A 21,428-nucleotide genomic window follows, 5' to 3' on the forward strand; every position below is an offset into this window, starting at 1 on the left:
GTGGCCGGCCGCGATCAGCTGTCAGGTGCGCAGGCGCGTCGAATTGCCTTGGCGGCACAAGGTTTCACCGATCGACTTCCAGCCGGGCCGGTGACCCGTAAACACCTGCAGCGGGTACTCGAACGAACACGACTGTTGCAGATGGACTCGGTGAGCATTGCGGTCCGTGCCCACTACATGCCGGTCTTCAGTCGTCTCGGAAACTACGACCGCGCGGTACTCGAACAAGCTGCCTGGGAACCGGGTCCGCGCCGGCCAACTCTGCTCGTCGAATACTGGGCGCACGAGGCGGCGCTGGTCCCGCTCGAGCACTGGCCGCTGTTCCGGTGGCGGATGGAAGACTTCCGGCACGGCCGCTATCGCCAAGCGGTTGGAGACCGGAACTCATTGGCGATGCGCGCGGTCATCCGCGACACCATCGCAGAGATCGGGCCCAGTACCAGTGGGTTGATCGAAGACCACCTCGGCCACGAGAAGCGTCCGAAGAAGGGCACCTGGTGGGACCGCAGCCAGGTCAAACACCTGTGTGAGGTGATGTTCGCCGCCGGAGAACTCTCGGCGATGCGGCGCAACGGATTCACGCGCTACTACGACCTCGCCGAGAACGTGGTGGGGGAGCACTTGCACGTCGAGATCGCACGCGACGACGCGATCCGTGAGCTGGTGCGGGGTTCGGTGACCGCGCTCGGAGTCGGCACCGAAGCCGACATCCGCGACTACTACCGGCTCAAACCCCAACCCGCGCGGGACGCGATCGCCGACCTGCTGTCGGCAGGGACGATTCAGCAGGTGACGGTGGAGGGTTGGTCCAAACCGGGTTACCTCGACCCGGCCGCGCGGATCCCACGCACGGTGACCCGAAGCTCGTTACTCAGCCCTTTCGACCCGCTGATCTTCTTCCGGCCCCGTACCGAGCGGGTTTTCGACTTCCACTACCGCATCGAGATCTACGTGCCCGAGCCCAAGCGGGTCCACGGCTACTACGTGCTCCCGTACCTGATGGGCGACCAGATCGTCGCCCGCGTCGACCTCAAGACAGACAGGGTCGGGGATCGGCTGCTGGTTCTCGGAGCCTTCTGCGAATCCGGGCCCAACCCCACGGTGGTGGCGCAGTCCCTGGCCGCAGACCTCCACGCGATGGCGCTCTGGCTCGGTGTCGGCCGCGTGGAGGTCGGCGATCGGGGCGATCTTGCTCCGGTGCTGGCAAGGGCCATCGGGTCAGCAGCTTTCAGATGACCTGCTGTCAGATAAACCGCTGTCGGACGAGCCGCCTCAGACGAGCAACGTGGACTTCAACGCGCTGACGTCGTCGTCGCCGAGGCCGAGCCCGGCGCGCACGTAGTTGTCGAAGCTGCCGTAGACGTCATCGGCGGTGTCGAACGAGGCACGCAGCCAATCGATGTTCACCCCGTTGAGTGGATCGTCGGCACTGGTGTGGCGGTACGTGTTGCTGGCCAGGAAGTCGGCTTCGACGGTCGCGCGATCCACGCCGAGCAGGGTCAGCAGAACTGCGGTCGTCCAGCCGGTCCGGTCTTTGCCCGCCGAGCAGTGATAGAGCACGGCCTTGCCGTCGGCGGCCGCGGTCTTGATCTCAAGCAGCGTCGCCGCGAACGCTGCGCGGGCGCCGCTGTCGGTGACAAATGCGCGGTACGCCGCCGCCAGATCGATGAGGCTGGTCGGCGGGAGGGCGCCGAGCACGTCGTTGGACTCGGACGTCGTGCCGGCAATCGGCTTGTTCGGTTGCAATGCCCGTTCGAAGACGGTCCGCAGATCGACGACCGCGACAACCTGCTGAGCCTGCAGAATGCTGACATCGGAAGCTGCCAGCTTCGAGAGATTGTCCGAGCGCAGGACGCGGTTCTCCCTGACCACGGAACCGTCCGCGGTACGGAAGCCGGCCAGTGTCCGGGTGTTCTCGGTACCCTCGAGGTCGATGAGTCGTCCGGCCAGTGAGGACGCTGCGGTCCCGGAATCGGAGACAGTCGGTATTCCACCACCGAGCGCGACGCCGGTCATCACCGGTAGCGCAGTCGGACCGAGCAGGAATCCGGTGGTCAGGAGGACGGCGGTCAATCCGCGACGGGTACGCATTGCGCTCACTTTCGGGCGAAGAATCAACGCCGGATGTGTGGCGCGTTGTCACAGTAGAGGGTTCTGTGGCGGCCCGGACCCGGTTTCGGCTCGCCGATCCGTCGATGTTCATCGTCGGGAACGGCAGCGTTCATCCGCGCCGGCGGGCCCTGACCCGGCAGGTGAGGTCGATAACATGTGCGTCTCCACGGTGGTGGACAATCGATGGGGTTCGAACCCACAGGAAAGAGGAAGTGCAGTGTCGGAATTGGTGCCGTTGAAGGTGCAACTGGTGGCGAAAACGTCGTTCGACGCTCCCGCCGATGTGCCGTGGAGCACTGACGTCGACGGCGGGGAAGCGTTGGTCGAGTTCGCGGGCCGGGCCTGCTATCAGAGCTGGGACAAACCGAATCCCCGGACAGCAACCAACGCCGGATACCTGCGTCACATCCTGGAAGTCGGACATCTGTCGCTGCTCGAACACGCGACCGTGACGTTCTACATCGCCGGGATCTCGCGTTCGTGCACCCACGAATTGATCCGGCATCGTCATTTCTCGTATTCGCAGCTCTCGCAACGCTTTGTGCCGGAGCACGATTCGAACGTCGTACCGCCACCGGCCATCCGCGGCGACGCGGAACTCGAGGCACTGTTCATCGAGGCCACCGACGCCAGCCGTAAGGCGTACTCGGAACTATTGACCGCGTTGGAAGAGAAGTTCTCGGACGTACCCAACAACATCCTGCGGCGTAAGCAGGCCCGGCAGGCAGCCCGAGCGGTCCTTCCCAACGCCACCGAAACCAAGATCGTCGTGACCGGTAACTACCGCGCGTGGCGTCATTTCATCGGCATGCGGGCCACCGAACATGCCGATGTCGAGATCAGGCAACTGGCGATCGAATGCCTGCGTCAGCTCATCGATGTCGCGCCAACTGTTTTCGGAGACTTCGAGATCGGGACACTCTCGGACGGCACCGAAGTGGCCACGTCGCCGTTTGTTCTCGAAGGCTGAAACGCCGCGGCGCCCCACAGGTGCCACGGATTAAGCGACTGGCCTGTGCTCCGGTAACCTTAACGACCATGATCACCGGTGCGACGCAACCACAGAGCTTCCCCTTCGGGACTGTCAGTGTTGCGATGGTTACCCCGTTCACCGCTGACGGATCGCTGGACCTCGAACGAGCTGCTGAACTTGCCGACCGGCTCGTTTCCGGTGGCTGCGACGGACTGGTTGTCTCCGGCACCACAGGCGAATCGCCCACCACGTCTCCGGCCGAGAAGCTCGACCTGCTTCGGGTGGTCCTGGACGCGGTCGGCGACCGCGCCCGGATCGTGCAGGGCGCGGGCAGCTATGACACTCGCGAGAGTGTCTGGTTCGCGAAGGAGTCGGCAGCGATCGGTGCGCACGGCCTGTTGGTGGTGACCCCGTACTACTCGCGTCCGCCGCAGGCAGGTCTGCTGGCGCACTTCACCGCCATCGCCGACGCCACCGACGTGCCGGTGTTGCTATACGACATTCCTCCCCGGTCGGTCATCCCGATCGAGCACCGAACCCTGTTGGAGCTCTCGCGCCACCCGAACATCCGCGGCGTCAAAGACGCCAAGGGTGATCTGAACTCGGCGGCATCGCTGATGGCCGACACCGGCCTTCAGTATCTTTCCGGCGAAGACGCCTTGAACCTGCCGTGGCTGTCGATCGGAGCAGCGGGTTTTGTCAGCGTTATCGGCCACCTGGTTCCCGACCGCTTGCGTGACATGCTCGACGCGGTCAACAAGGGCGATCTCGTCCGGGCCCGTGAACTCAATTTGTCGATGATCCCGCTCGTCAACGCGATGGGCCGTCTTGGAGGCGTCACGATGGTCAAGGCAGCGTTGCGCATCCTGGGTATGGATGTCGGCGACCCCCGGTTACCGCAGGTGCCGGCGAACGGTCCACAAATCGAAGCGCTGATCGCGGATCTGCGTGCAGCGAAGGTGCTTTCATGACATCTCCAGATTCGTCCGGCCGTAAGCGCGGCAGAGTGATCCGCCGCAAGGCCGGACCACCGGCAGAGCCGAAACCACAGACGATCCCCGCTGCGGCGGAACCGAAGGCGGACAACATCCCCGAATCGAACGCACCCAAGTCATCAAAGTCGGTCGCACAGAAGCGGTCTCCGCGGAATCGTCGTGGCGGTCAGGGACAGTCGGCAGCGAAACGGACCGATGCCCGGGTTGTCGAGAACAGCAACAGGCTCGGCACCCCGCCGAAACTCCCGGCCAACGGCATGCGCATCGTGGCGCTCGGCGGAATCGGTGAGATCGGCCGCAACATGACCGTTTTCGAATACGACGGCAAGTTGCTGATCGTCGACTGTGGTGTGTTGTTCCCCGAGGATGCCCAGCCCGGTGTCGACCTGATCCTGCCGGACTTCCGGTACATCGAAGACCGGATGGATGACGTCGAGGCGATCATCCTGACGCACGGACACGAAGATCACATCGGCGCCGTGCCGTTCCTGCTCCGGTTGCGGTCGGACATCCCGGTGATCGGCGCGAAGTTCACGCTTGCCCTGTTGGCGGCCAAGTGCAAAGAGCATCGCCTGCGTCCCAAGCTGATCGAGGTGTTCGAAGGCGAGTTCACCAAACACGGTCCGTTCGAGGTCGAGTACTTCGCGGTCAACCATTCGATCCCGGACGCGCTGGCAGTGGCCATCCGCACGGGTGCCGGCGTGGTCTTGCACACCGGCGACATCAAGCTCGACCAGTTGCCACTCGACGGCCGTCTCACCGACCTGGCCGGTTTCAGCCGGCTCGGCGATGAAGGCGTCGACCTCTTCCTGGTCGACTCGACCAACGCCGAGGTTCCCGGATTCGTCACCCCCGAACGTGAGATCGGTGGCGTTCTCGACCAGGTGATCGGCAAGGCCAAACACCGTGTGATCGTGGCGTCCTTTGCCAGCCATGTCCACCGGATCCAGCAGGTTGTCGACGTGGCCCACGCCCACGGGCGCCGGGTGACGTTTGTCGGACGCTCGATGGTCCGCAACATGCAGATCGCCCAGGAACTCGGCTACCTGCGGGTGCCCGACGGCGTGGTTGTCGACATGGACACCGCCGCCGCACTGCCCGACAACAAGCTCGTGCTCGTCTCGACCGGATCGCAAGGCGAGCCGCTCTCCGCGCTCTCGCGGATGGCCAAAGGCGAACACCGGCAGATCAACATTCACGCCGACGATCTAGTGGTCTTGGCGTCATCGCTCATCCCTGGTAACGAGAACTCGGTGTTTGCCGTGGTCAACGGCCTCGCGCGACGCGGTGCCACCGTGGTCACGCAGCAGAGCGCCAAGGTGCACGTCTCCGGACACGCATCGGCAGGAGAGCTGCTGTACCTGTACAACGCCGTCCGGCCGTCGAACGTGATGCCGGTCCACGGTGAATGGCGTCACCTGCGTGCCAACGCCAAGCTGGCCGAGGCCACCGGTGTCCCGTCCGATGCCGTGGTCCTGGCCGAGGACGGCGTGATCGTCGATCTCGTCGACGGTCGCGCATCGATCACCGGCCGGGTTCCGGTGGGCTTCGTGTACGTCGATGGACTGTCTGTCGGAGATGTCGGCGAGTCGACGTTGTCCGAACGACTTGTCCTCGGTGAAGGCGGCTTCATCGCGATCGCGGTGGTGATCGACGCCGACACCGGTCGAGCGGTCAGCCCGCCCGAGGTCTCCGGTCGTGGATTCTCCGATGATCCGGCAGCGCTCAAAGAAGCGGCAAACCTGGTCGACCACTCTCTGGAGCAGCTGGCCAACGAAGGTATCACCGACGCGCATCGGATCGCGCAGACCATCCGTCGGGTGGTCGGCCGTTGGGTCGCCGACAAGTACCGCCGCCGGCCGATGATCGTGCCAACGGTTCTGACAGTGAGCGACTCCGGCAACAGCTAGTTGTTATGCGCCGCAAGGGTGGTCGGCGCCACATAGGGTGGTGCCATGACGATTGCCCGAGATGAACGTTCAGCGCTTGTGACCACTCTTCGTGCGGTCGGACCCGACGCGCCAACCCTCTGTGAGGGATGGACGGCCCGGGATCTGACCGCGCACATGATCGTTCGTGAGTATCGCCTCGACGCGGCGCCGGGGATCCTCATCCCGGCCTTTGCCGGGCATACGAAGTCGGTCCAGGACAAGGCTGCGAAGGCCGACTGGGATTCGATGGTGGCAAAATTCGCTGCCGGGCCCCCGCTGTATTCGCCGATGAAACCGCTCGATCGCTTCGCGAACGTCACCGAGATGTTTGTGCACCACGAGGATGTCCGCCGTGGGGCGCCGGGATGGGAGCCTCGGACCCTTGGGGCCGATGAGACCAAGGCGATTCTCACGCCGCTGAAGGCGATGGCGAAAAGGGCGATCGCAAAGTCACCCGCGACTGTTGAATTGGTCACCCCTGATGGTGAACAGATCGCAACCGGAGGCAGCGGGCCTGCGGTTCGGATCACCGGTGAACCGCTGGAACTGTTGTTGTTCACGTTCGGACGAGCCCAGACGCGTTTGGTTTTCGAGGGTGACGCCGAGGCGGTCGCGGCGGTGAAGGCAGCCAAGCGCGGTTTCTAGCAACAATCACGAATTCGACACGCAAGCCCGATACACGTGTTGTAGATGAGGTTTGTGTGACTGTTGCCGACTAAGGTGGCACCCATGGCAACCAAGTCCACCGCTCGTTCTGGCGCGCCCGCTCGCAGTTCTGCGGCCGGGAAGAAACCTGCCGCCAAGAAGGCTGCCCCGCGTAAGGCTCCGGCGAAGAAGGCCGCGGCGTCGGCCAAGAGGCCCGCTGCGAAGAAGGCGACAACAGCCAAGAAAACAACCGCAGGCGCCCGGGCATCGAGCAGGTCGGCAGCGACCTCGGCCCGGACCAAGGCATCGGCGCCACCGCGGCGCTCGGCGCTCAAGGCTGTGGGCGGTGGTGTCGGTGCGGGATGGGGACTGCTGGCCAAGGGTGTCGGTGCGGTCGCCCGGTCCGGTTCGCGTGGCGGTGACCCCCACTACGACGAGCGCCAGTACAGCGGCGACGACGGCTGGGACGACCAACCGAACGATGCATTCGACGATTCGTCCGGCGGGGGAGCGGACCAGAACGTCCACACGCAGGGGCGCGACGGACTCGCGCTCGTATTGATCGCATTGTCGATCGTGGTCGTCGCTGCAATCTGGTTCGACGCCGGAGGGCCGGTCGGCGCGTTTGTCGATTCCGCAGCCAGGGCTGTCATCGGCACCGTGGCCATACTGCTGCCGCTGATCTTCATCGTTGCCGCATTTGTGCTCATGCGGCATGCCCCGAATCCGCGCAGTCGTGGTCGGTACATCGGCGCTGCATTGTTGATCGGGCTTCCACTGCCCGGGCTGTGGCACATCTTCGCCGGCCGCCCGGCTGAATTGTCGGAGCGTCAGGACGCTGGTGGATTCTTCGGGTTCGCCGTCGGCGGACCTCTCACCGACGGGTTGACCGCATGGATCTCCGTGCCGATTCTGTTGCTGTGCATGGCATTTGGTCTGCTCTTGCTGTCCGGGCTGACGGTGCGCGAATTGTTCGTCGTGGTCGGGTCGTACCTCGGTCTTGGCGTCGCCCAGGAATGGGATGAAGAGGGCGACTACGAAGACGACGACTTCGGCGCGGACAACTCGTTTGGCGAGGCGGCCTACGGTGACCCGTACAACAACTACCCACCTGATCTTCCGCCGCTGCCTACCCGCACCGAGTCGCTGAGCAGGCCCCGTCGGCGGACCCCGCCGCCGGTGACTGCCGCGGAGGCATTGACCGAAGAGATCATCGACGACAACGGTGCACCGACAGCGGTCACCGAAGCCCTGCAGACGCCTCCTGCCGGAGCCAAGCCGGTCCGCAAACGGCCCGTCGCCAAGCCGACCCCGCCGCCGGTCCCGGCCGACGACGACGAAGACGACGACATGCCGCAGAACGGGATGTTGGTCGATCGTGCCGTGGAGGGCGACTACAAGTTGCCGCCGGCCAGCCTGCTGATCGAAGGCGACCCGCCCAAGCTGGGCAGCGCCGCCAACGACGAGATGATCGACCGGATCTCCGCGGTTCTCGAGCAGTTCAAGATCGACGCCGCCGTCACCGGCTTCACCCGGGGGCCCACGGTCACCCGGTATGAGGTCGAACTCGGACCGGGTGTGAAGGTCGAGAAGATCACCGCACTGCAGCGCAACATCTCCTACGCCGCGGCCACCGACAATGTCCGGCTGCTTGCCCCGATTCCCGGCAAGTCGGCCGTGGGTATCGAGGTCCCCAACACCGACCGTGAGATGGTCCGACTGGCCGACGTGCTCACCGCAGCGTCGACCCGCAAAGACAAGCACCCACTGGTTGTCGGCCTTGGCAAGGACATCGAAGGCAATTTCGTTGCCGCGAACCTGGCGAAGATGCCCCACCTCCTGGTCGCCGGCTCCACCGGTTCAGGTAAGTCGAGCTTCGTGAACTCGATGCTGGTCTCGCTGCTGACCCGTGCGACACCGGAAGAGGTCAGGATGATCCTGATCGACCCGAAGATGGTGGAACTCACACCATATGAAGGCATTCCGCACCTCATCACGCCGATCATCACCCAGCCGAAGAAGGCCGCCTCCGCACTGGCCTGGCTCGTGGAGGAGATGGAGCAGCGCTATCAGGACATGAAGTCGTCGCGGGTGCGTCACATCGATGACTTCAACGCGAAGGTGAAGTCCGGGGAGATCACCACACCGCTCGGCTCGGAGCGCATCTACAAGCCGTATCCGTACATCCTGGCGATCGTCGACGAGCTCGCCGACCTGATGATGACGGCCCCGCGCGAAGTCGAGGAATCGATTGTCCGGATCACCCAGAAGGCGCGCGCCGCGGGTATCCATCTGGTCCTGGCCACGCAGCGACCCTCGGTCGATGTGGTCACCGGTCTGATCAAGACCAACGTGCCCTCCCGGCTGGCGTTCGCGACGTCGTCGCTCACCGACTCCCGGGTCATCCTCGACCAGCCCGGTGCCGAGAAGCTGATCGGTATGGGTGACGGGTTGTTCCTGCCGATGGGAGCCAGCAAGCCCATCCGGATGCAGGGTGCGTTCATCACCGACGAAGAGATCCAGGCGGTGGTGGATTTCGCGAAGGAGCAGAGCGAGCCCGACTACACCGAGGGTGTCACCATAAAGAAGGTCGCGGACAAGAAAGACATCGACGACGACATCGGTGGCGATCTCGACGACCTGCTGCAGGCGATCGAGCTTGTGGTGTCGAGTCAGTTCGGATCGACATCGATGCTGCAGCGCAAGCTCCGCGTCGGTTTCGCCAAGGCCGGACGCCTGATCGATCTGATGGAGACCCGCGGGGTTGTCGGACCGTCGGAGGGTTCGAAGGCGCGTGAGGTGCTCGTAAAACCCGAGGATCTCGCCGGTGTCATCGCCTCGATCACCGGTGGTGGCGGTGCCGACGACACGGACGACGACCCGGACTTCTAGGGGCAGACCAGGGACTTCTGGCGGCGAGCAACCTTCCGCGACCGTCAGATTGATCTGAAGGTTTTATCGTGGTAGCAGGTGGCCGGTCGCACAGTGTGCGCGGGTCTACGTGAATCGATGCGTAAAGTAGTCTTTACTATTCGTTCGACTGCCGCTTGGAGGCTTCAACTGTGCATGTGTCACCCATTGTGTGGATCATCACCTGTCTGGTGATCTTGGGGTTGTTCGTCTTCGACTTCTTTGCTCACGTACGGGTCCCACACGCCCCGTCGATCAAAGAATCCGGATTCTGGTCCGCTTTCTACATCACCCTCGCCCTGATCTTTGGCGGGTTCGTGTGGTGGAAGTGGGGCTCGACGTCGGGTACCGAGTACTACGCCGGCTTCGTCACCGAGAAAGCACTCTCGGTAGATAACCTGTTCGTCTTTGTCATCATCATGGCGAAGTTCGCGGTACCGCGTGAGTATCAGCAAAAGGTGCTGCTCCTCGGAATCGTGATGGCTCTGGTGATGCGCGGTGCGTTCATCGCAGTCGGTGCCGCCGCCATCGATGCCTACTCGTGGGTGTTCTACCTGTTCGGCGCCTTCCTGATCTTCACCGCCATCAAACTTCTGCGCGAATCCGACCACGTGGTCGAAGCCGAGGAAGAGCGCGAAAGTGCCATTCAGCGCTTCGTGAAGAAGGTGCTGCGCACGTCGGACAACTACGACGGCGACAAGCTGTTCACCAGGGAAAACGGCAAGCGGCTGGCCACGCCGATGCTGATGGTGCTGATCGTCATCGGATTCACCGATGTGCTGTTCGCGCTCGACTCGATCCCGGCGATCTACGGACTCACCGAAGAGCCCTACATCGTGTTCACCGCGAACGCTTTCGCCCTGATGGGTCTGCGCCAGCTGTACTTCCTGCTCGGCGGGCTCCTCGACAAGTTGGTCTACCTGTCGTTCGGACTCTCGTTCATCCTCGGCTTCATCGGTGTGAAGCTCGTGCTGCACGCACTGCACGAGAACACCCTGGGATTCCTCAACGGTGGTGACCCCATCTCGGTGCCGGTGATCTCGACACCGGTGTCGCTGTCCGTGATCGTCGGAACCCTGGTGATCACCACGGTGGCGAGCCTGCTGAAGACGAAGTCGGACGATAAGAAGGCCGCCGCCAAGTCAGACGAGACACCCCACGGTCGGGATCTGAACGGGCGGTGACCTGGATCAGTCGGTGATCGGTCCGATCACCGGGTTCCACCCGCGAATCGACGTGGCGTCGATGGCCGAGACCGGAACGTACGGATCATCCTGGATCAGGGCCTTCACGGCGGCCTCGTCCTCTGCCCGGAATATCAGCAGAGCGCCGAGGCCGTCCGGGAACGGTCCGGACGCCTTCAAGATGCCGTCGTCGCACAGACCCGACAACCAGGCGCGATGCGCCTGCCGGGTCTCGTCGCGGATGGCCGCGGTGCTGGGGGAGAAGGTGTACTCGACGAGAAACGTTGCCACGGTGCTTCTTTCAGTTGGAAGAGCGGTCGGGTCCTAGAGGGTGGCCAACATCCGGGTATTGCCAAGGGTGTTGGGTTTGACGAAACTCAGGTCGAGGAACTCGGCGACACCGGCGTCGTACGACCGGCACATCTCCTCATAGACCTCGGCGGTCACCGGGGTACCGGCGATTTCGACGAAGCCGTGTTTGCCGAAGAAGCGGGTTTCGAAGGTGAGCACGAACACTCGGCTCAGTTGGAGTTGCCGCGCCATGTCGAGCAGTCGGCTCACCAATCGGTGGCCGATGCCGTGCCCGGCCATCGACTGGTCGACGGCGACGGTACGGATCTCACCGAGGTCAGCCCAGAGGACGTGGAGCGCGCCGCAACCGACCACGCGGCCGTCGTCCTCGGCGACCCAGAACTCCTGGACGGCCTCGTAGAGCGTCACCAAATTCTTTTCGAGGAGGATCTTGCCCGCGTACTGGTCGATCAGCTCTTTGATGCGCGGCACATCCGAGGTTCGTGCCCGGCGCACAATCGCGTCAGCCTTCGAATCGGTTGCAGCAGCAGGCTCGTTCGCCGAGCTGTTGTCAGATGCCATGCGTGAAACATTAATACCTGTGTACCCCGGCCCTTCGCCGCAGTCGGGGCAACCTATCCTTGTGCACGTGGGTATTGGGCATCTTGATTCGGCGCTGCAAGGTGCATCGCGTGGCTGATCGTTTGCGTCGCGAGATGAGCGGCGCCGAGCCGGACCCGATTGTGGATCTGGTCAGCGAAGAAGTACCGATCCTCAATCTGGCCAATATCTTGACGATCTTTCGGATCGCGCTGGTGCCGGTGTTTGTTGCGATCCTGTTCATCGACGGTGGTGACGACCCGTGGTGGCGAACCCTGGCGTGGGGCGTTTTCGCGCTGGCCGCGATCACCGACCACTACGACGGCCGGATCGCGCGCGAACGCGGCTTGATCACCGATTTCGGAAAGCTCGCCGACCCCATCGCCGACAAGGCGTTGATCGGCTCTGCATTGATCGGTCTGTCGATCCTCGGTGAGCTGCCCTGGTGGGTGACCGGCGTGATCCTGGCCCGGGAACTCGGGATCACGGTCCTGCGGTTCTGGGTGCTGCGGCACGGAGTGATCCCGGCCAGTCGCGGCGGCAAGATCAAGACGCTCTTGCAGGTCTTTGCGATCGGCCTCTATATATTGCCGCTGTCCGGACCGTTGCACTGGATCGCGATCGTGCTGATGGGTGCGGCGCTGGTGGCGACCGTGGTCACCGGCATCGACTATGTATGGCAGGCCTTCGCCAAACGGGCCCAGCGACGCCGGGACGCGGCGACGATACGTCGGGACGAACGGTCCGGGCACCCCGGCGACAGCTCCGCACGGTGAGCGTCGATCCGCTGGCCGGGGAGCCGGCGCGGCGGTTGGTGGCCGAGTTGCGCCGCCGCGAAGAAACCGTGGCCACCAGCGAGTCGCTCACGGCCGGCCTGCTGTCCGCGATGATCGCGGGAATCCCCGGTGCCAGCGAGGTGCTGCGGGGCGGTCTGATCGTCTATGCAACCGACCTCAAGGCGGCCCTTGCGGGGGTCCGCGCCGATACGCTCGAGGAGTTCGGACCGGTGGCGGCGCGAACTGCCGAGGAGTTGGCGATCGGTGCGGCCACCCGGTGTGGTGCGACGTACGGGATATCCCTGACCGGAGTGGCGGGTCCCGATCCACAGGACGGAAAGGCTCCGGGCACGGTGTTCTGCGGCTTGGCTCGGGCGCGCTCCGATCAGGCGGCCGGGACCATCGGATTCGACACCCAGGTCGTTGGCATGTCGCTGCAGGGCGACCGCTGGGATATTCGTCTAATGTCGTGCACACGGTCAATCGGTGAATTGCTCGATTGGCTCGACTGAGTTCGTGTGAGTGCTGCATCCGCGGCAGTGACGAAAAAGTGCAGACCTGCGGGCAGAGGAATGAACGTGGGTTTGCGGACCGGGAACGGAATCGGACCGTCCTGCGTTGGACAGACTGACGTGTTGAGGAGGACTCATATGGCATTGCTCCTGCGGGAAGCACTCGGTGGCAGCCTGCGGCGGGTTCGGATGGATCAAGGCCGCACTTTGCGTGAGGTATCGACGAGCGCCCGGGTCAGCCTGGGCTACCTGTCTGAGGTCGAACGCGGCCAAAAAGAGGCGTCGAGCGAACTGCTCGCTGCGATCTGCGATGCACTCGAGGTGGAGATCGCCGACGTCCTGCTGGATGTCCGCGACACACTTCGCACCGATCTGGACCACGTTTCGCAGCCTTCCGGGCGCGCATCGATCGCGACCGACACGAAGGTTGTCATACCGCAGCCGGCGTCGGCGCTGGCTGCCGCCTGACACTCGCTGGTGTCACTGCGCGGGCTCAGACGATAGATTGGGTCGAGGACTGCTCGGAATCGTACTGAAGACAAGGCAGGGGCAATGGCTAACCCGTTTGTGAAGGCATGGCGTTACTTGATGGCGTTCGGAAACGCCAAGATCGATGAGAATGCCGACCCGAAGATTCAGATCCAGCAGGCTATCGAAGATGCACAGCGTCAGCATCAGGCTCTTTCGCAGCAGGCCGCTGCCGTCATCGGCAATCAGCGCCAGCTCGAGATGAAGCTCAATCGGCAGCTCGAGGACATCGAACGGCTGCAGGCCAACACCCGGCAGGCGTTGACTCTGGCAGACAAGGCGACGGCGGCAGGTGACACCGCCAAGGCGACCGAATACACCAATGCTGCCGAGGCTTTCGCCGCGCAGTTGGTGACCGGGGAGCAGAGCGTCGAAGACCTCAAGGCGCTCCACGATCAGTCGCTGCAGGCCGCCGAACAGGCCAAGCATGCAGTTGAGCAGAACTCGATGATGTTGCAGCAGAAGCTTGCTGAGCGGACCAAATTGCTGAGTCAGTTGGAGCAGGCCAAGATGCAGGAGCAGGTCTCGGCGTCCCTGAACCAGATGAGTGAACTGGCCGCGCCCGGCAACACCCCCAACCTCGAGCAGGTGCGCGACAAGATCGAGCGTCGTTACGCCAACGCACTCGGGTCGGCCGAACTCTCCCGGAATTCGGTGCAGGGCCGCATGATGGAGGTTCAGCAGGCCAGCGTGCAGATGGCCGGGCACTCCCGACTCGAACAGATCCGGGCCTCCATGGCCGGTGAGTCGTTGGCTGCCGGTGAGACCACCGCCGCACCCGCCGCGGAGCCTGCGGCACCGTCGGTCAACGTCGAGAAGCCCCAGTCGAACTGAGCGCGTACTCGGGGTAGTCCCTGAACTTTCCCCCATCTTGCCTGTTCACCGATGACAAACGGGTGCTGTGCTGGCACCGTTGATGTCAACGGATGGATCAACGAGGAGGATGACATGTGGTGGAAGGTGCTGCTGGCAATCCTGGTGGTGTGGTTGGCTTTCGGCCTGATCATGGCGCTGGTGAAGGGGCTGCTGACAATTCTGGTGATCGGCCTCGTGGTGATCGGCGTGATCGCGCTGATCAAGTGGTCGAGTTCTGACAAGAGTCCGACGAACACCGGACTGTGACGGCGGGGCCGATAGGCGAGGAGTCGTAGGTGCGGGTAGCGCTGGTGGCCGGTTCTGATGCCGGTCATGCGTTCCCCATGCTGTCTCTCGCGAACCTGTTGCAGGGCAACGGTTTTTCACCAGTTGTCTATACGGGTTCGGGTTGGGCACAGGCAGCCGCGGCACGGGGGTTGCAGGTTCGGCAGCTGCCGGGGCTGGCCGCAGAGGCCGACGATGACGACAGCGACGCCGGTGCCAAGCTCAGTGCCCGCGCCGCGCGGATGTGCCAGTTACTGGTGCCTGAACTTGCCGACTTCGACCCCGATCTCGTCATCTGCGATGTCATCACCGTCTGCGGGGGATGGGCGGCCGAGTCGCTGCGAGTCCCGTGGATCGAACTCTCCCCGCATCCGCTCTACCGGGCCTCGGTGGGCCTCCCACCGATCGGTAGCGGGCTGGAACCGGGGACCGGTCTGTCGGGGCGGATCCGGGACGGATTGATGCGAGCGGCGACCGCACGTTCGATCAGGCAGGGCGATCGGCAACGAGAAGCCGCACGCGCGGGGATGGGATTGCCCCCCCGGGCGCCCGAACCCACCGCCCGGATGATCGCCACCCTGCCTGCTCTCGAGGTTCCGCGTCCGGATTGGCCCGAAGGCGCTGAGCTGATCGGCCCCTTGCTGTGGGAACCCACCGACAAGATCTTCGACCGTCCGGCGGGCGATGCGCCCCTGGTCGTCATCGCACCGTCCACGGCAACAACGGGTTCGGTGGGTTTGATCGAAGTTGCATTGATGGCACTGGACCCGGACGTGCTCGGCATGCCGGTCCGCGCCGTCGTCTCGGGACTGGCGCCGCAGGTCGATGAACTGCCCGTCTGGGCCGTCGCCGGGCACGGCAGGCAGGACGAGTTGCTCGCCGAGGCGACGCTGGTGATCTGTGGTGGGGGCCACGGGATGCTCGCGAAATCAATGCTCGCCGGCGTTCCGCAGGTGCTGGTTCCCGGTGGCGGAGATCAGTGGGAGCTCGCACAGCGGGCCCGGCGATGGGGATGCGCGGAGGTCGTCCGACCGCCGACAGTCGATGCGATGGCGTCGGCGGTTCGAAAAATATTGCAGAACAATTCATTTGCCATCTCTGCCCGCCGGGCAGCTCAGAGCAATGCCGATGTCCTAGATCCGGTGGCGTTGTGTGCCCGTGCGGCGGGCCCACAACCGTTTCGCTAGCCTTGACGGCGTGCGACTCACCGAATTCACCGAACTTCTGACCACCGAGTTCGGCGCCGCCACGGCCGATTCGATGCTTGTCGACCATGCGCTCATGGAGTTCGGCGGCAAGACGGCCGCGCAGGCTCTCGAATCCGGGGTGGATCCCCGTGACGTGTGGGTGGCCCTGTGCCGGGACTTCGATGTCCCTCGCAATCGCTGGTAGAGCGCTTCTACGCCAGACCCTCCTTCGGCGTGTCGCGTGCGATGGTAGTTGACTCGAACAGATGTTCGCCTACAGTGGTGGGCAAGCAACGTTGGGAAACGTCGGGACTCCGGACTGCGAGTCGAGGAATTGTCAGAGGGTTGATCTAGCGTGACGTCAGTGCGCAAAGAGATGCCGAATACGCGAAAAAAAGATCGCTCCCGCCAGACCGGCGGCACCACCGCCGAGAACTCGGCCAGACCACTAGGGGAAAAAATGGCAGCCCAACCAGACCGCGAAAAGGCACTCGACCTGGCCTTGGCCCAGATCGACAAGAATTACGGCAAGGGCTCGGTGATGCGACTCGGCGAGAACGCCCGCCAGCCGATCGCCACCATCCCGACAGGATCGATCGCACTCGATGTCGCTCTGGGTATCGGCGGATTGCCGCGTGGCCGGGTCGTCGAGATCTACGGCCCGGAATCCTCGGGTAAGACCACCGTGGCCCTGCATGCGGTTGCCAATGCGCAGAAAGCCGGCGGTATCGCAGCCTTCATCGACGCCGAGCACGCGCTCGACCCGGACTACGCACAGCGGCTCGGTGTCGACACCGACGCGCTGCTGGTCTCGCAACCCGACACCGGTGAGCAGGCCCTCGAGATCGCAGACATGCTGATCCGGTCCGGTGCCCTCGACATCCTGGTCATCGACTCGGTGGCAGCGTTGGTTCCGCGCGCGGAAATCGAAGGCGAGATGGGCGACAGCCACGTTGGCCTGCAGGCCCGTCTGATGAGCCAGGCGCTGCGCAAGATGACCGGTGCCGTGAGCAATTCCGGTACCACCGCGATCTTCATCAATCAGCTCCGCGAGAAGATCGGTGTCATGTTCGGATCGCCGGAGACCACCACCGGTGGTAAGGCGCTGAAGTTCTATGCGTCGATACGACTCGACGTCCGCCGGATCGAGACCCTCAAGGACGGAACCGACGCGGTCGGTAACCGGACCCGCGTCAAGGTGGTCAAGAACAAGGTGGCACCGCCGTTCAAGCAGGCCGAGTTCGACATCTTGTACGGCCTCGGCATCAGCAAGGAAGGCTCGCTCATCGATATGGGTGTGCTGCACGGATTCGTCCGTAAGGCCGGCTCGTGGTTCACCTACGAGGGTGAACAGCTCGGCCAGGGCAAGGAAAACGCTCGTAAGTTCCTGCTGGAGAACACCGAGATCGCAGATGAGATCGAGAAGAAGATCAAAGAAAAGCTCGGAATCGGTGCAGTGCTGACCGCGGACGACGCCGTGGCGCCGGCACCGGTCGAGTTCTAAAGGGTCAGCAACAGGTGAACGAACCTGGGGGAGAGGATATCCGCGCTGACATCGCCGATCTACGATCGGCGACCGCGGAGATCCTCTCCCGACCTGTATCCATCGACGCCCCGGTACCAGAGAGTCGGGGCCCCGTCCTCGAGACGCCGCCGCTGTCGGCATCCGCACCCGAGCCGAGATCGTCTGCGTCGAGCACCGGTGCGTCGGCATACGACGCCGCGCTCCGGTTACTCGGTGTCCGGGCGCGTAGTCGTTCCGAACTGCGAGGGCGGCTGCAGGACAAAGACTTTCCGGCGGCCGAGATCGATTCGGTGATGCAACGGCTCGAACGTGCCGGTCTGCTCGACGACGTGGACTTTGCGGAGCAATGGGTACGTTCGCGCCACCGGCACAGCGGCAAGGGACGTACCGCGCTGCGCCATGAGCTACGCCAGAAAGGCGTGGTGGACACGGTGATCGAGCAGGCAGTCAGTCAGGTCGACGACGAAGCCGAGCGTGAGCGGGCCGCGGAGTTGCTCCGACGCAAAACAGCACGACTCTGTGCAGAGGACGTGTCAGAACGCGAAAGCCGCGACAAGCACACACGCCGACTGGTGGCGATGCTTGCTCGTCGCGGCTATGCGCCGTCGCTTGCGTTTGATCTGGTGAGGGCCGAACTCAGCGATCTGCGGTGATCGCGTCGTCCTCGATGGTCACCTTGCCGACAGATCCCTTGCGCTTGCCCTCTCGAACACGACGCTCGACCACGGTGGCCAGATTCGACAATCCGAAGTTGAGGATGATCATCACAATCGCGACAACCACCAGGGCCGGCAGGTAATTGCCGTAGAACGATGCCGACTGGATTCCGGAGCGCACCACTTCGATGTAGCCGATCGCGTATCCCAGAGCGCTGTCCTTCAATGCGATGACCATCTGCGAGATCAACGCCGGGAGCATCGCGGTGATCGACTGCGGCAGCAACACCATTCGCATGGTCTGCGATTTACGCAGACCCAATGAATGGGCGGCCTCGGATTGTCCGGAGGGCAGCGAATTGATGCCGGACCGCAGGATCTCCGCGATCACGGAGCCGTTGTACAGGGTCAGGCCCGTGACCACGGCGGCAAACGCCAGCTGCTCGGCGGGGAACACCGCATACTCGGCAAACAGGTAGTACGCGAAAATCATCAGGATCAGCACCGGGATGGCGCGGAAGATCTCGACAGTGCCGCCGCTGAGCATCCGGATCCACCGGTGCTCGGAAAGCCGGCCGATGCCCAGGAGCGCTCCGAGGATCAGAGCGAACACGATGGAGAGCACCGCCGCCTTGATCGTTCCCCACAGACCCGGCAACAGGTAGGTGGTCCAGGTGTCGGCCTTGATGAACGGATCCCACTTCTCGGCAGTGAGCTGCCCGTTGTCCCCGAGTGCCACCATCACGTAGACGAACACCGCGAGCAGGACCACGCCGAACGCGATCGCGATCAACAGGTTACGTCTGCGGGCCTTCGGTCCGGGTGCGTCGTACAGAACAGTTGCGCCGCTCATCGCTTGACCGCCAATCGCTTTGCCAGGTAGCCGAAGACAAAGCCTTCGGTGAGTGTGATCACCATGAAGCCGGCGGCGATGATGACGAAGATCCAGACCACCTGATCGGCGTGGTTCTCGATCTCTTCTTTCATCAGCAACGAGGCCTCGGCCACACCGATCGCCGAAGCGATGGTTGTGTTCTTGGTCAGGGCGATCAGGACGCTGCCCATCGGTCCGATCACCGATCGCAGGGCCTGAGGCAACACGATGATGGAAAACACCTTGGAGAACGGCAATCCCAGCGATCGTGCGGCTTCGGCCTGGCCGATCGGCACGGTGTTGAAACCTGACCGCAGAGTTTCGCAGACGAACGTCGAGGTGTAGAGCACAAACCCGAGAACGGCCAACCAGAAGTTGTTGTTCTTGACGAAGTTCTCGTTCTCAGGTGCCAACGCAAGACCGAGGTTCTGGTACAGCCCCACCGAACAGAAGATGACGATCAACGTCAACGGGGTGTTGCGCACGATGTTGACGTACCAGGTGCCGAACACGCGCATCACCGGAACCGGCGACACCCGCATGCCTGCGAGAATCGTTCCCCAGATCAATGCGCCGATGGCGGAGTAGAACGTCAGCTGAATGGTCACCCAGAACGCAGGCCACAGTGCAGGTCCGATATCGGACCACAGCTCGCTCATGAGAGTCCTTCCGGGCACGGCGTCGGTGTGGAGTCGAGGAAAGCCAGATCACCCGGCGTCGGGGTGAACGTGTACTTGGTGTCGGTTGTCTCGGTACGGGCGATCATCGCGTCGACCTCCGAATCACCGATGGCCTCGCGTAGCGCGAGCTCCCATGCGGACGGTCCACCGCCGGGAGGCGGCGTCATCATGTTGACGAGCGCTTCGTTGACCGCCGCCACTGCTTCCGGGTACTCCTTGGCCAGACCGATGCCGTAACGCTCGGTCGAGAACGGGGTCCCGGCCTTCTTCAGCGATTCGGGATTGCCCGCGCAGGCGTCTTTGGGGTAGGTCATGTCGACCAGCTTGAATTCGCCGGGATAGAAGTTCGAGAATCCGGCGAGGATCGCCTCGTCGGTGGTCAGCGCGTCGACCTTGCCGCGGCGCAGGGCCTCGACACAGGACGAGTACGAATCGAACTCCTGCAGCTGGACATTCGGCAACTGGTTCTTGACGTTCTGGGCCGAGGTCGAGCCGGTCACCGAGCACAGTTTCTTGCCATTGTTGAGGTCGGTGAGGGTTTGGATCTCATCATCGTCTTCGCGGACCAGCAGACCTTGGTAGTTGATCAGGTAGGGACCGGCAAAGGCGACCTTCTTGGAACGCGCCGCGTTGATCGAGTAGGTGGCCGCGATCATGTCGACCTCACCGTTGGCGATGAGCGTCTCGCGTTGTGCCGACGGTGTTTCTCGCCACTCGATCTTCGGCTTGTCCCAGCCGTTGGTCTCGGCGATGTTGTTGACCACATACTCCGACACCGAGACATCGAATCCGGTGAACGACTCGTCGGGGTGACGCAGGCCGAGTCCGGGTTGATCGAACTTCGTGCCTGCGATCACCGACCCGTTCTCGATCGACTCGAGCAGGTTGCGTGGATTGGTGTTGCCACAGGCGGCGAGCCCGGCCGTGACCAGCACCGCGGCGAGCGCCAGACCGATCAGTGTGGTCAATCGTTTTGGTCGTGCTCTTCTCGTGAGGCGCATGTTGTTCGTCTCACTCATCAGTGGCCCAGGATCTTGCCGAGGAAGTCACGGGCCCGGTCGGACTTGGGCGCAGTGAAGAACGTCTCCGGATCGTCGTCCTCGACGATGGCTCCATCGGCCATGAAGATCACCCGGTCGGCGGCTTTGCGGGCAAAGCCCATCTCGTGGGTGACCACGACCATGGTCATACCCTCCTTGGCCAGCGAGACCATCACGTCGAGCACCTCGTTGACCATCTCGGGATCGAGCGCAGAGGTGGGCTCGTCGAACAACATCACCTTCGGCGCCATCGCCAGCGAACGGGCGATGGCCACACGCTGCTGCTGACCACCGGAGAGCTGGGCTGGGTACTTGTCTTTCTGGCTGGCGATCCCCACCCGCTCCAAGAGCTCGAGCCCGCGCTTCTCGGCCTCGGCCTTGCTCTTGCCGCGCACCTTGATCGGTGCGAGCGTGACGTTCTGCAGGATTGTCTTGTGGGCGAAGAGGTTGAACGACTGGAACACCATGCCGACGTCGGCACGCAGCGCCGCCAGCGCCTTGCCTTCACTCGGTAGGACGCTCCCGTCGATCCAGATCTCGCCGCTGTCGATCGGCTCGAGGCGGTTGATCGTGCGACACAGGGTGGACTTGCCTGAACCCGAGGGGCCCAGGACCACGACCACCTGGCCGGCGGGCACGTCGAGTTGGACGTCTTTGAGCACATGTAGATCGCCGAAGTGCTTTTGCACGTTCTTCATGCTGATCATGGTGTTCGCGGTGCCGGCCTGAGATGTCGGGACCGACTTCTCGGCGTCCGAACCGTCCGAAAATGCTGTCATGAATACCGACCCTATTAGTATGACCTGGCACTCGGCAGCGCAACCCCGGCAACAGACCTGGGCCGGTCCTGGGTGGTTGCTGATGTCTAG

General features: G+C 63.5%; 23 protein-coding genes. 16 read left to right on the top strand and 7 right to left on the bottom strand.

Annotation, left to right across the window (positions count from 1 at the left end):
• The gene (locus tag AC1TQG_RS17885) at positions 1-1,236 is read left to right on the top strand and encodes a winged helix-turn-helix domain-containing protein (protein ID WP_482139167.1); all 1,236 of its coding nucleotides are present in this window, start codon (positions 1-3) and stop codon (positions 1,234-1,236) included.
• Positions 1,237-1,272: 36 nt separating this feature from the next.
• On the opposite strand, the gene AC1TQG_RS17890 is transcribed toward AC1TQG_RS17885, so the two are convergent.
• Complete coding sequence (locus AC1TQG_RS17890) at positions 1,273-2,091, bottom strand: tyrosine-protein phosphatase (protein WP_482139169.1); 819 nt, start codon at positions 2,089-2,091, stop codon at positions 1,273-1,275.
• Between the two features lie 238 nt (positions 2,092-2,329).
• Between AC1TQG_RS17890 and thyX the strand changes: the two genes are divergently transcribed.
• From thyX to AC1TQG_RS17920, 6 genes are all read left to right on the top strand, one after another.
• The gene (gene thyX, locus AC1TQG_RS17895) at positions 2,330-3,082 is read left to right on the top strand and encodes an FAD-dependent thymidylate synthase (protein ID WP_482139171.1); all 753 of its coding nucleotides are present in this window, start codon (positions 2,330-2,332) and stop codon (positions 3,080-3,082) included.
• A gap of 68 nt (positions 3,083-3,150) precedes the next feature.
• A complete protein-coding gene (dapA, locus tag AC1TQG_RS17900) occupies positions 3,151-4,056 on the top strand; it encodes a 4-hydroxy-tetrahydrodipicolinate synthase (RefSeq protein ID WP_482139173.1) in 906 nt (301 codons plus the stop codon).
• Positions 4,053-5,990, top strand: a complete 1,938-nt coding sequence (locus AC1TQG_RS17905) for a ribonuclease J (RefSeq protein WP_482139175.1) — start codon at positions 4,053-4,055, stop codon at positions 5,988-5,990. The genes dapA and AC1TQG_RS17905 overlap by 4 nt, the downstream gene beginning before the upstream one ends.
• A 45-nt stretch (positions 5,991-6,035) precedes the next feature.
• The gene (locus AC1TQG_RS17910; protein ID WP_482139177.1) at positions 6,036-6,656 is read left to right on the top strand and encodes a TIGR03085 family metal-binding protein; all 621 of its coding nucleotides are present in this window, start codon (positions 6,036-6,038) and stop codon (positions 6,654-6,656) included.
• Between the two features lie 84 nt (positions 6,657-6,740).
• Positions 6,741-9,548 (top strand): DNA translocase FtsK, encoded by a 2,808-nt coding sequence (locus AC1TQG_RS17915; protein WP_482139179.1) that lies wholly within the window; start codon positions 6,741-6,743, stop codon positions 9,546-9,548.
• A 170-nt stretch (positions 9,549-9,718) separates the two neighbouring features.
• Positions 9,719-10,750: a TerC family protein gene (locus AC1TQG_RS17920; RefSeq protein ID WP_482139180.1), complete on the top strand. Its 1,032-nt coding sequence runs from the start codon at positions 9,719-9,721 to the stop codon at positions 10,748-10,750.
• A 6-nt stretch (positions 10,751-10,756) separates the two neighbouring features.
• Here AC1TQG_RS17920 and AC1TQG_RS17925 read toward each other — a convergent pair whose 3' ends face one another.
• Together AC1TQG_RS17925 and AC1TQG_RS17930 are read right to left on the bottom strand one after the other, a co-directional pair.
• Positions 10,757-11,041, bottom strand: a complete 285-nt coding sequence (locus AC1TQG_RS17925; RefSeq protein ID WP_482139182.1) for a YciI family protein — start codon at positions 11,039-11,041, stop codon at positions 10,757-10,759.
• Positions 11,042-11,074: 33 nt separating this feature from the next.
• On the bottom strand, positions 11,075-11,623 hold the full coding sequence (locus AC1TQG_RS17930) for an amino-acid N-acetyltransferase (protein ID WP_482139184.1): 549 nt from the start codon (positions 11,621-11,623) through the stop codon (positions 11,075-11,077).
• Positions 11,624-11,733: 110 nt separating this feature from the next.
• Here AC1TQG_RS17930 and pgsA point away from each other — a divergent pair, with 110 nt between their 5' ends.
• From pgsA to AC1TQG_RS17975, 9 genes are all read left to right on the top strand, one after another.
• Positions 11,734-12,417 carry a CDP-diacylglycerol--glycerol-3-phosphate 3-phosphatidyltransferase gene (gene pgsA / locus AC1TQG_RS17935; protein ID WP_482139186.1) on the top strand — a complete coding sequence of 228 codons (684 nt, stop codon included), beginning with the start codon at positions 11,734-11,736 and terminating at the stop codon, positions 12,415-12,417.
• Positions 12,414-12,929, top strand: coding sequence for a CinA family protein (locus tag AC1TQG_RS17940; RefSeq protein WP_482139188.1), 516 nt, complete (start codon positions 12,414-12,416; stop codon positions 12,927-12,929). Before pgsA ends, AC1TQG_RS17940 begins: the two co-directional genes overlap by 4 nt.
• A 138-nt stretch (positions 12,930-13,067) precedes the next feature.
• Positions 13,068-13,397 (top strand): helix-turn-helix domain-containing protein, encoded by a 330-nt coding sequence (locus AC1TQG_RS17945; RefSeq protein ID WP_482139190.1) that lies wholly within the window; start codon positions 13,068-13,070, stop codon positions 13,395-13,397.
• 84 nt (positions 13,398-13,481) lie between these two features.
• Positions 13,482-14,291: a phage shock protein PspA gene (gene pspA, locus AC1TQG_RS17950; RefSeq protein ID WP_482139192.1), complete on the top strand. Its 810-nt coding sequence runs from the start codon at positions 13,482-13,484 to the stop codon at positions 14,289-14,291.
• Positions 14,292-14,405: 114 nt separating this feature from the next.
• Positions 14,406-14,579: a hypothetical protein gene (locus tag AC1TQG_RS17955; protein WP_482139194.1), complete on the top strand. Its 174-nt coding sequence runs from the start codon at positions 14,406-14,408 to the stop codon at positions 14,577-14,579.
• A gap of 29 nt (positions 14,580-14,608) precedes the next feature.
• On the top strand, positions 14,609-15,784 hold the full coding sequence (locus AC1TQG_RS17960; RefSeq protein WP_482139196.1) for a glycosyltransferase: 1,176 nt from the start codon (positions 14,609-14,611) through the stop codon (positions 15,782-15,784).
• 10 nt (positions 15,785-15,794) lie between these two features.
• Complete coding sequence (locus tag AC1TQG_RS17965) at positions 15,795-15,989, top strand: DUF3046 domain-containing protein (RefSeq protein ID WP_482139198.1); 195 nt, start codon at positions 15,795-15,797, stop codon at positions 15,987-15,989.
• Between the two features lie 255 nt (positions 15,990-16,244).
• On the top strand, positions 16,245-17,288 hold the full coding sequence (recA, locus tag AC1TQG_RS17970; RefSeq protein ID WP_482139200.1) for a recombinase RecA: 1,044 nt from the start codon (positions 16,245-16,247) through the stop codon (positions 17,286-17,288).
• A 14-nt stretch (positions 17,289-17,302) separates the two neighbouring features.
• Positions 17,303-17,962 (top strand): regulatory protein RecX, encoded by a 660-nt coding sequence (locus AC1TQG_RS17975; protein WP_482139202.1) that lies wholly within the window; start codon positions 17,303-17,305, stop codon positions 17,960-17,962.
• Here the strand turns inward: AC1TQG_RS17975 and AC1TQG_RS17980 are convergent.
• From AC1TQG_RS17980 to AC1TQG_RS17995, 4 genes are read right to left on the bottom strand one after another with little or no spacing between them, the layout of a single operon-like run.
• A complete protein-coding gene (locus tag AC1TQG_RS17980; RefSeq protein ID WP_482139204.1) occupies positions 17,946-18,818 on the bottom strand; it encodes an amino acid ABC transporter permease in 873 nt (290 codons plus the stop codon). The two genes, AC1TQG_RS17975 and AC1TQG_RS17980, sit on opposite strands and share 17 nt — an antisense overlap.
• Entirely contained in the window at positions 18,815-19,498 is a 684-nt protein-coding gene (locus AC1TQG_RS17985) for an amino acid ABC transporter permease (RefSeq protein ID WP_482139206.1), read from the bottom strand. The genes AC1TQG_RS17980 and AC1TQG_RS17985 overlap by 4 nt, the downstream gene beginning before the upstream one ends.
• Entirely contained in the window at positions 19,495-20,520 is a 1,026-nt protein-coding gene (locus AC1TQG_RS17990; protein ID WP_482139886.1) for a glutamate ABC transporter substrate-binding protein, read from the bottom strand. The genes AC1TQG_RS17985 and AC1TQG_RS17990 overlap by 4 nt, the downstream gene beginning before the upstream one ends.
• Before the next feature lie 17 nt (positions 20,521-20,537).
• Positions 20,538-21,266, bottom strand: coding sequence for an amino acid ABC transporter ATP-binding protein (locus AC1TQG_RS17995; protein ID WP_482139888.1), 729 nt, complete (start codon positions 21,264-21,266; stop codon positions 20,538-20,540).
• Between the last annotated feature and the right edge of the window lie 162 nt (positions 21,267-21,428).

This window comes from Williamsia sp. Y844 (assembly GCF_056786475.1).

What these genes read in the sequence shown, in the direction of transcription:
- AC1TQG_RS17890 (WP_482139169.1), bottom strand. Translation starts at nt 2,091, where the DNA reads ATGCGTACCCGTCGCGGATTGACCGCCGTCCTCCTGACCACCGGATTC.
- dapA (WP_482139173.1), top strand. Translation starts at nt 3,151, where the DNA reads ATGATCACCGGTGCGACGCAACCACAGAGCTTCCCCTTCGGGACTGTC.
- AC1TQG_RS17905 (WP_482139175.1), top strand. Translation starts at nt 4,053, where the DNA reads ATGACATCTCCAGATTCGTCCGGCCGTAAGCGCGGCAGAGTGATCCGC.
- AC1TQG_RS17910 (WP_482139177.1), top strand. Translation starts at nt 6,036, where the DNA reads ATGACGATTGCCCGAGATGAACGTTCAGCGCTTGTGACCACTCTTCGT.
- AC1TQG_RS17915 (WP_482139179.1), top strand. Translation starts at nt 6,741, where the DNA reads ATGGCAACCAAGTCCACCGCTCGTTCTGGCGCGCCCGCTCGCAGTTCT.
- AC1TQG_RS17930 (WP_482139184.1), bottom strand. Translation starts at nt 11,623, where the DNA reads ATGGCATCTGACAACAGCTCGGCGAACGAGCCTGCTGCTGCAACCGAT.
- AC1TQG_RS17945 (WP_482139190.1), top strand. Translation starts at nt 13,068, where the DNA reads ATGGCATTGCTCCTGCGGGAAGCACTCGGTGGCAGCCTGCGGCGGGTT.
- pspA (WP_482139192.1), top strand. Translation starts at nt 13,482, where the DNA reads ATGGCTAACCCGTTTGTGAAGGCATGGCGTTACTTGATGGCGTTCGGA.
- AC1TQG_RS17955 (WP_482139194.1), top strand. Translation starts at nt 14,406, where the DNA reads ATGTGGTGGAAGGTGCTGCTGGCAATCCTGGTGGTGTGGTTGGCTTTC.
- recA (WP_482139200.1), top strand. Translation starts at nt 16,245, where the DNA reads ATGGCAGCCCAACCAGACCGCGAAAAGGCACTCGACCTGGCCTTGGCC.
- AC1TQG_RS17980 (WP_482139204.1), bottom strand. Translation starts at nt 18,818, where the DNA reads ATGAGCGGCGCAACTGTTCTGTACGACGCACCCGGACCGAAGGCCCGC.
- AC1TQG_RS17985 (WP_482139206.1), bottom strand. Translation starts at nt 19,498, where the DNA reads ATGAGCGAGCTGTGGTCCGATATCGGACCTGCACTGTGGCCTGCGTTC.
- AC1TQG_RS17990 (WP_482139886.1), bottom strand. Translation starts at nt 20,520, where the DNA reads ATGCGCCTCACGAGAAGAGCACGACCAAAACGATTGACCACACTGATC.
- AC1TQG_RS17995 (WP_482139888.1), bottom strand. Translation starts at nt 21,266, where the DNA reads ATGATCAGCATGAAGAACGTGCAAAAGCACTTCGGCGATCTACATGTG.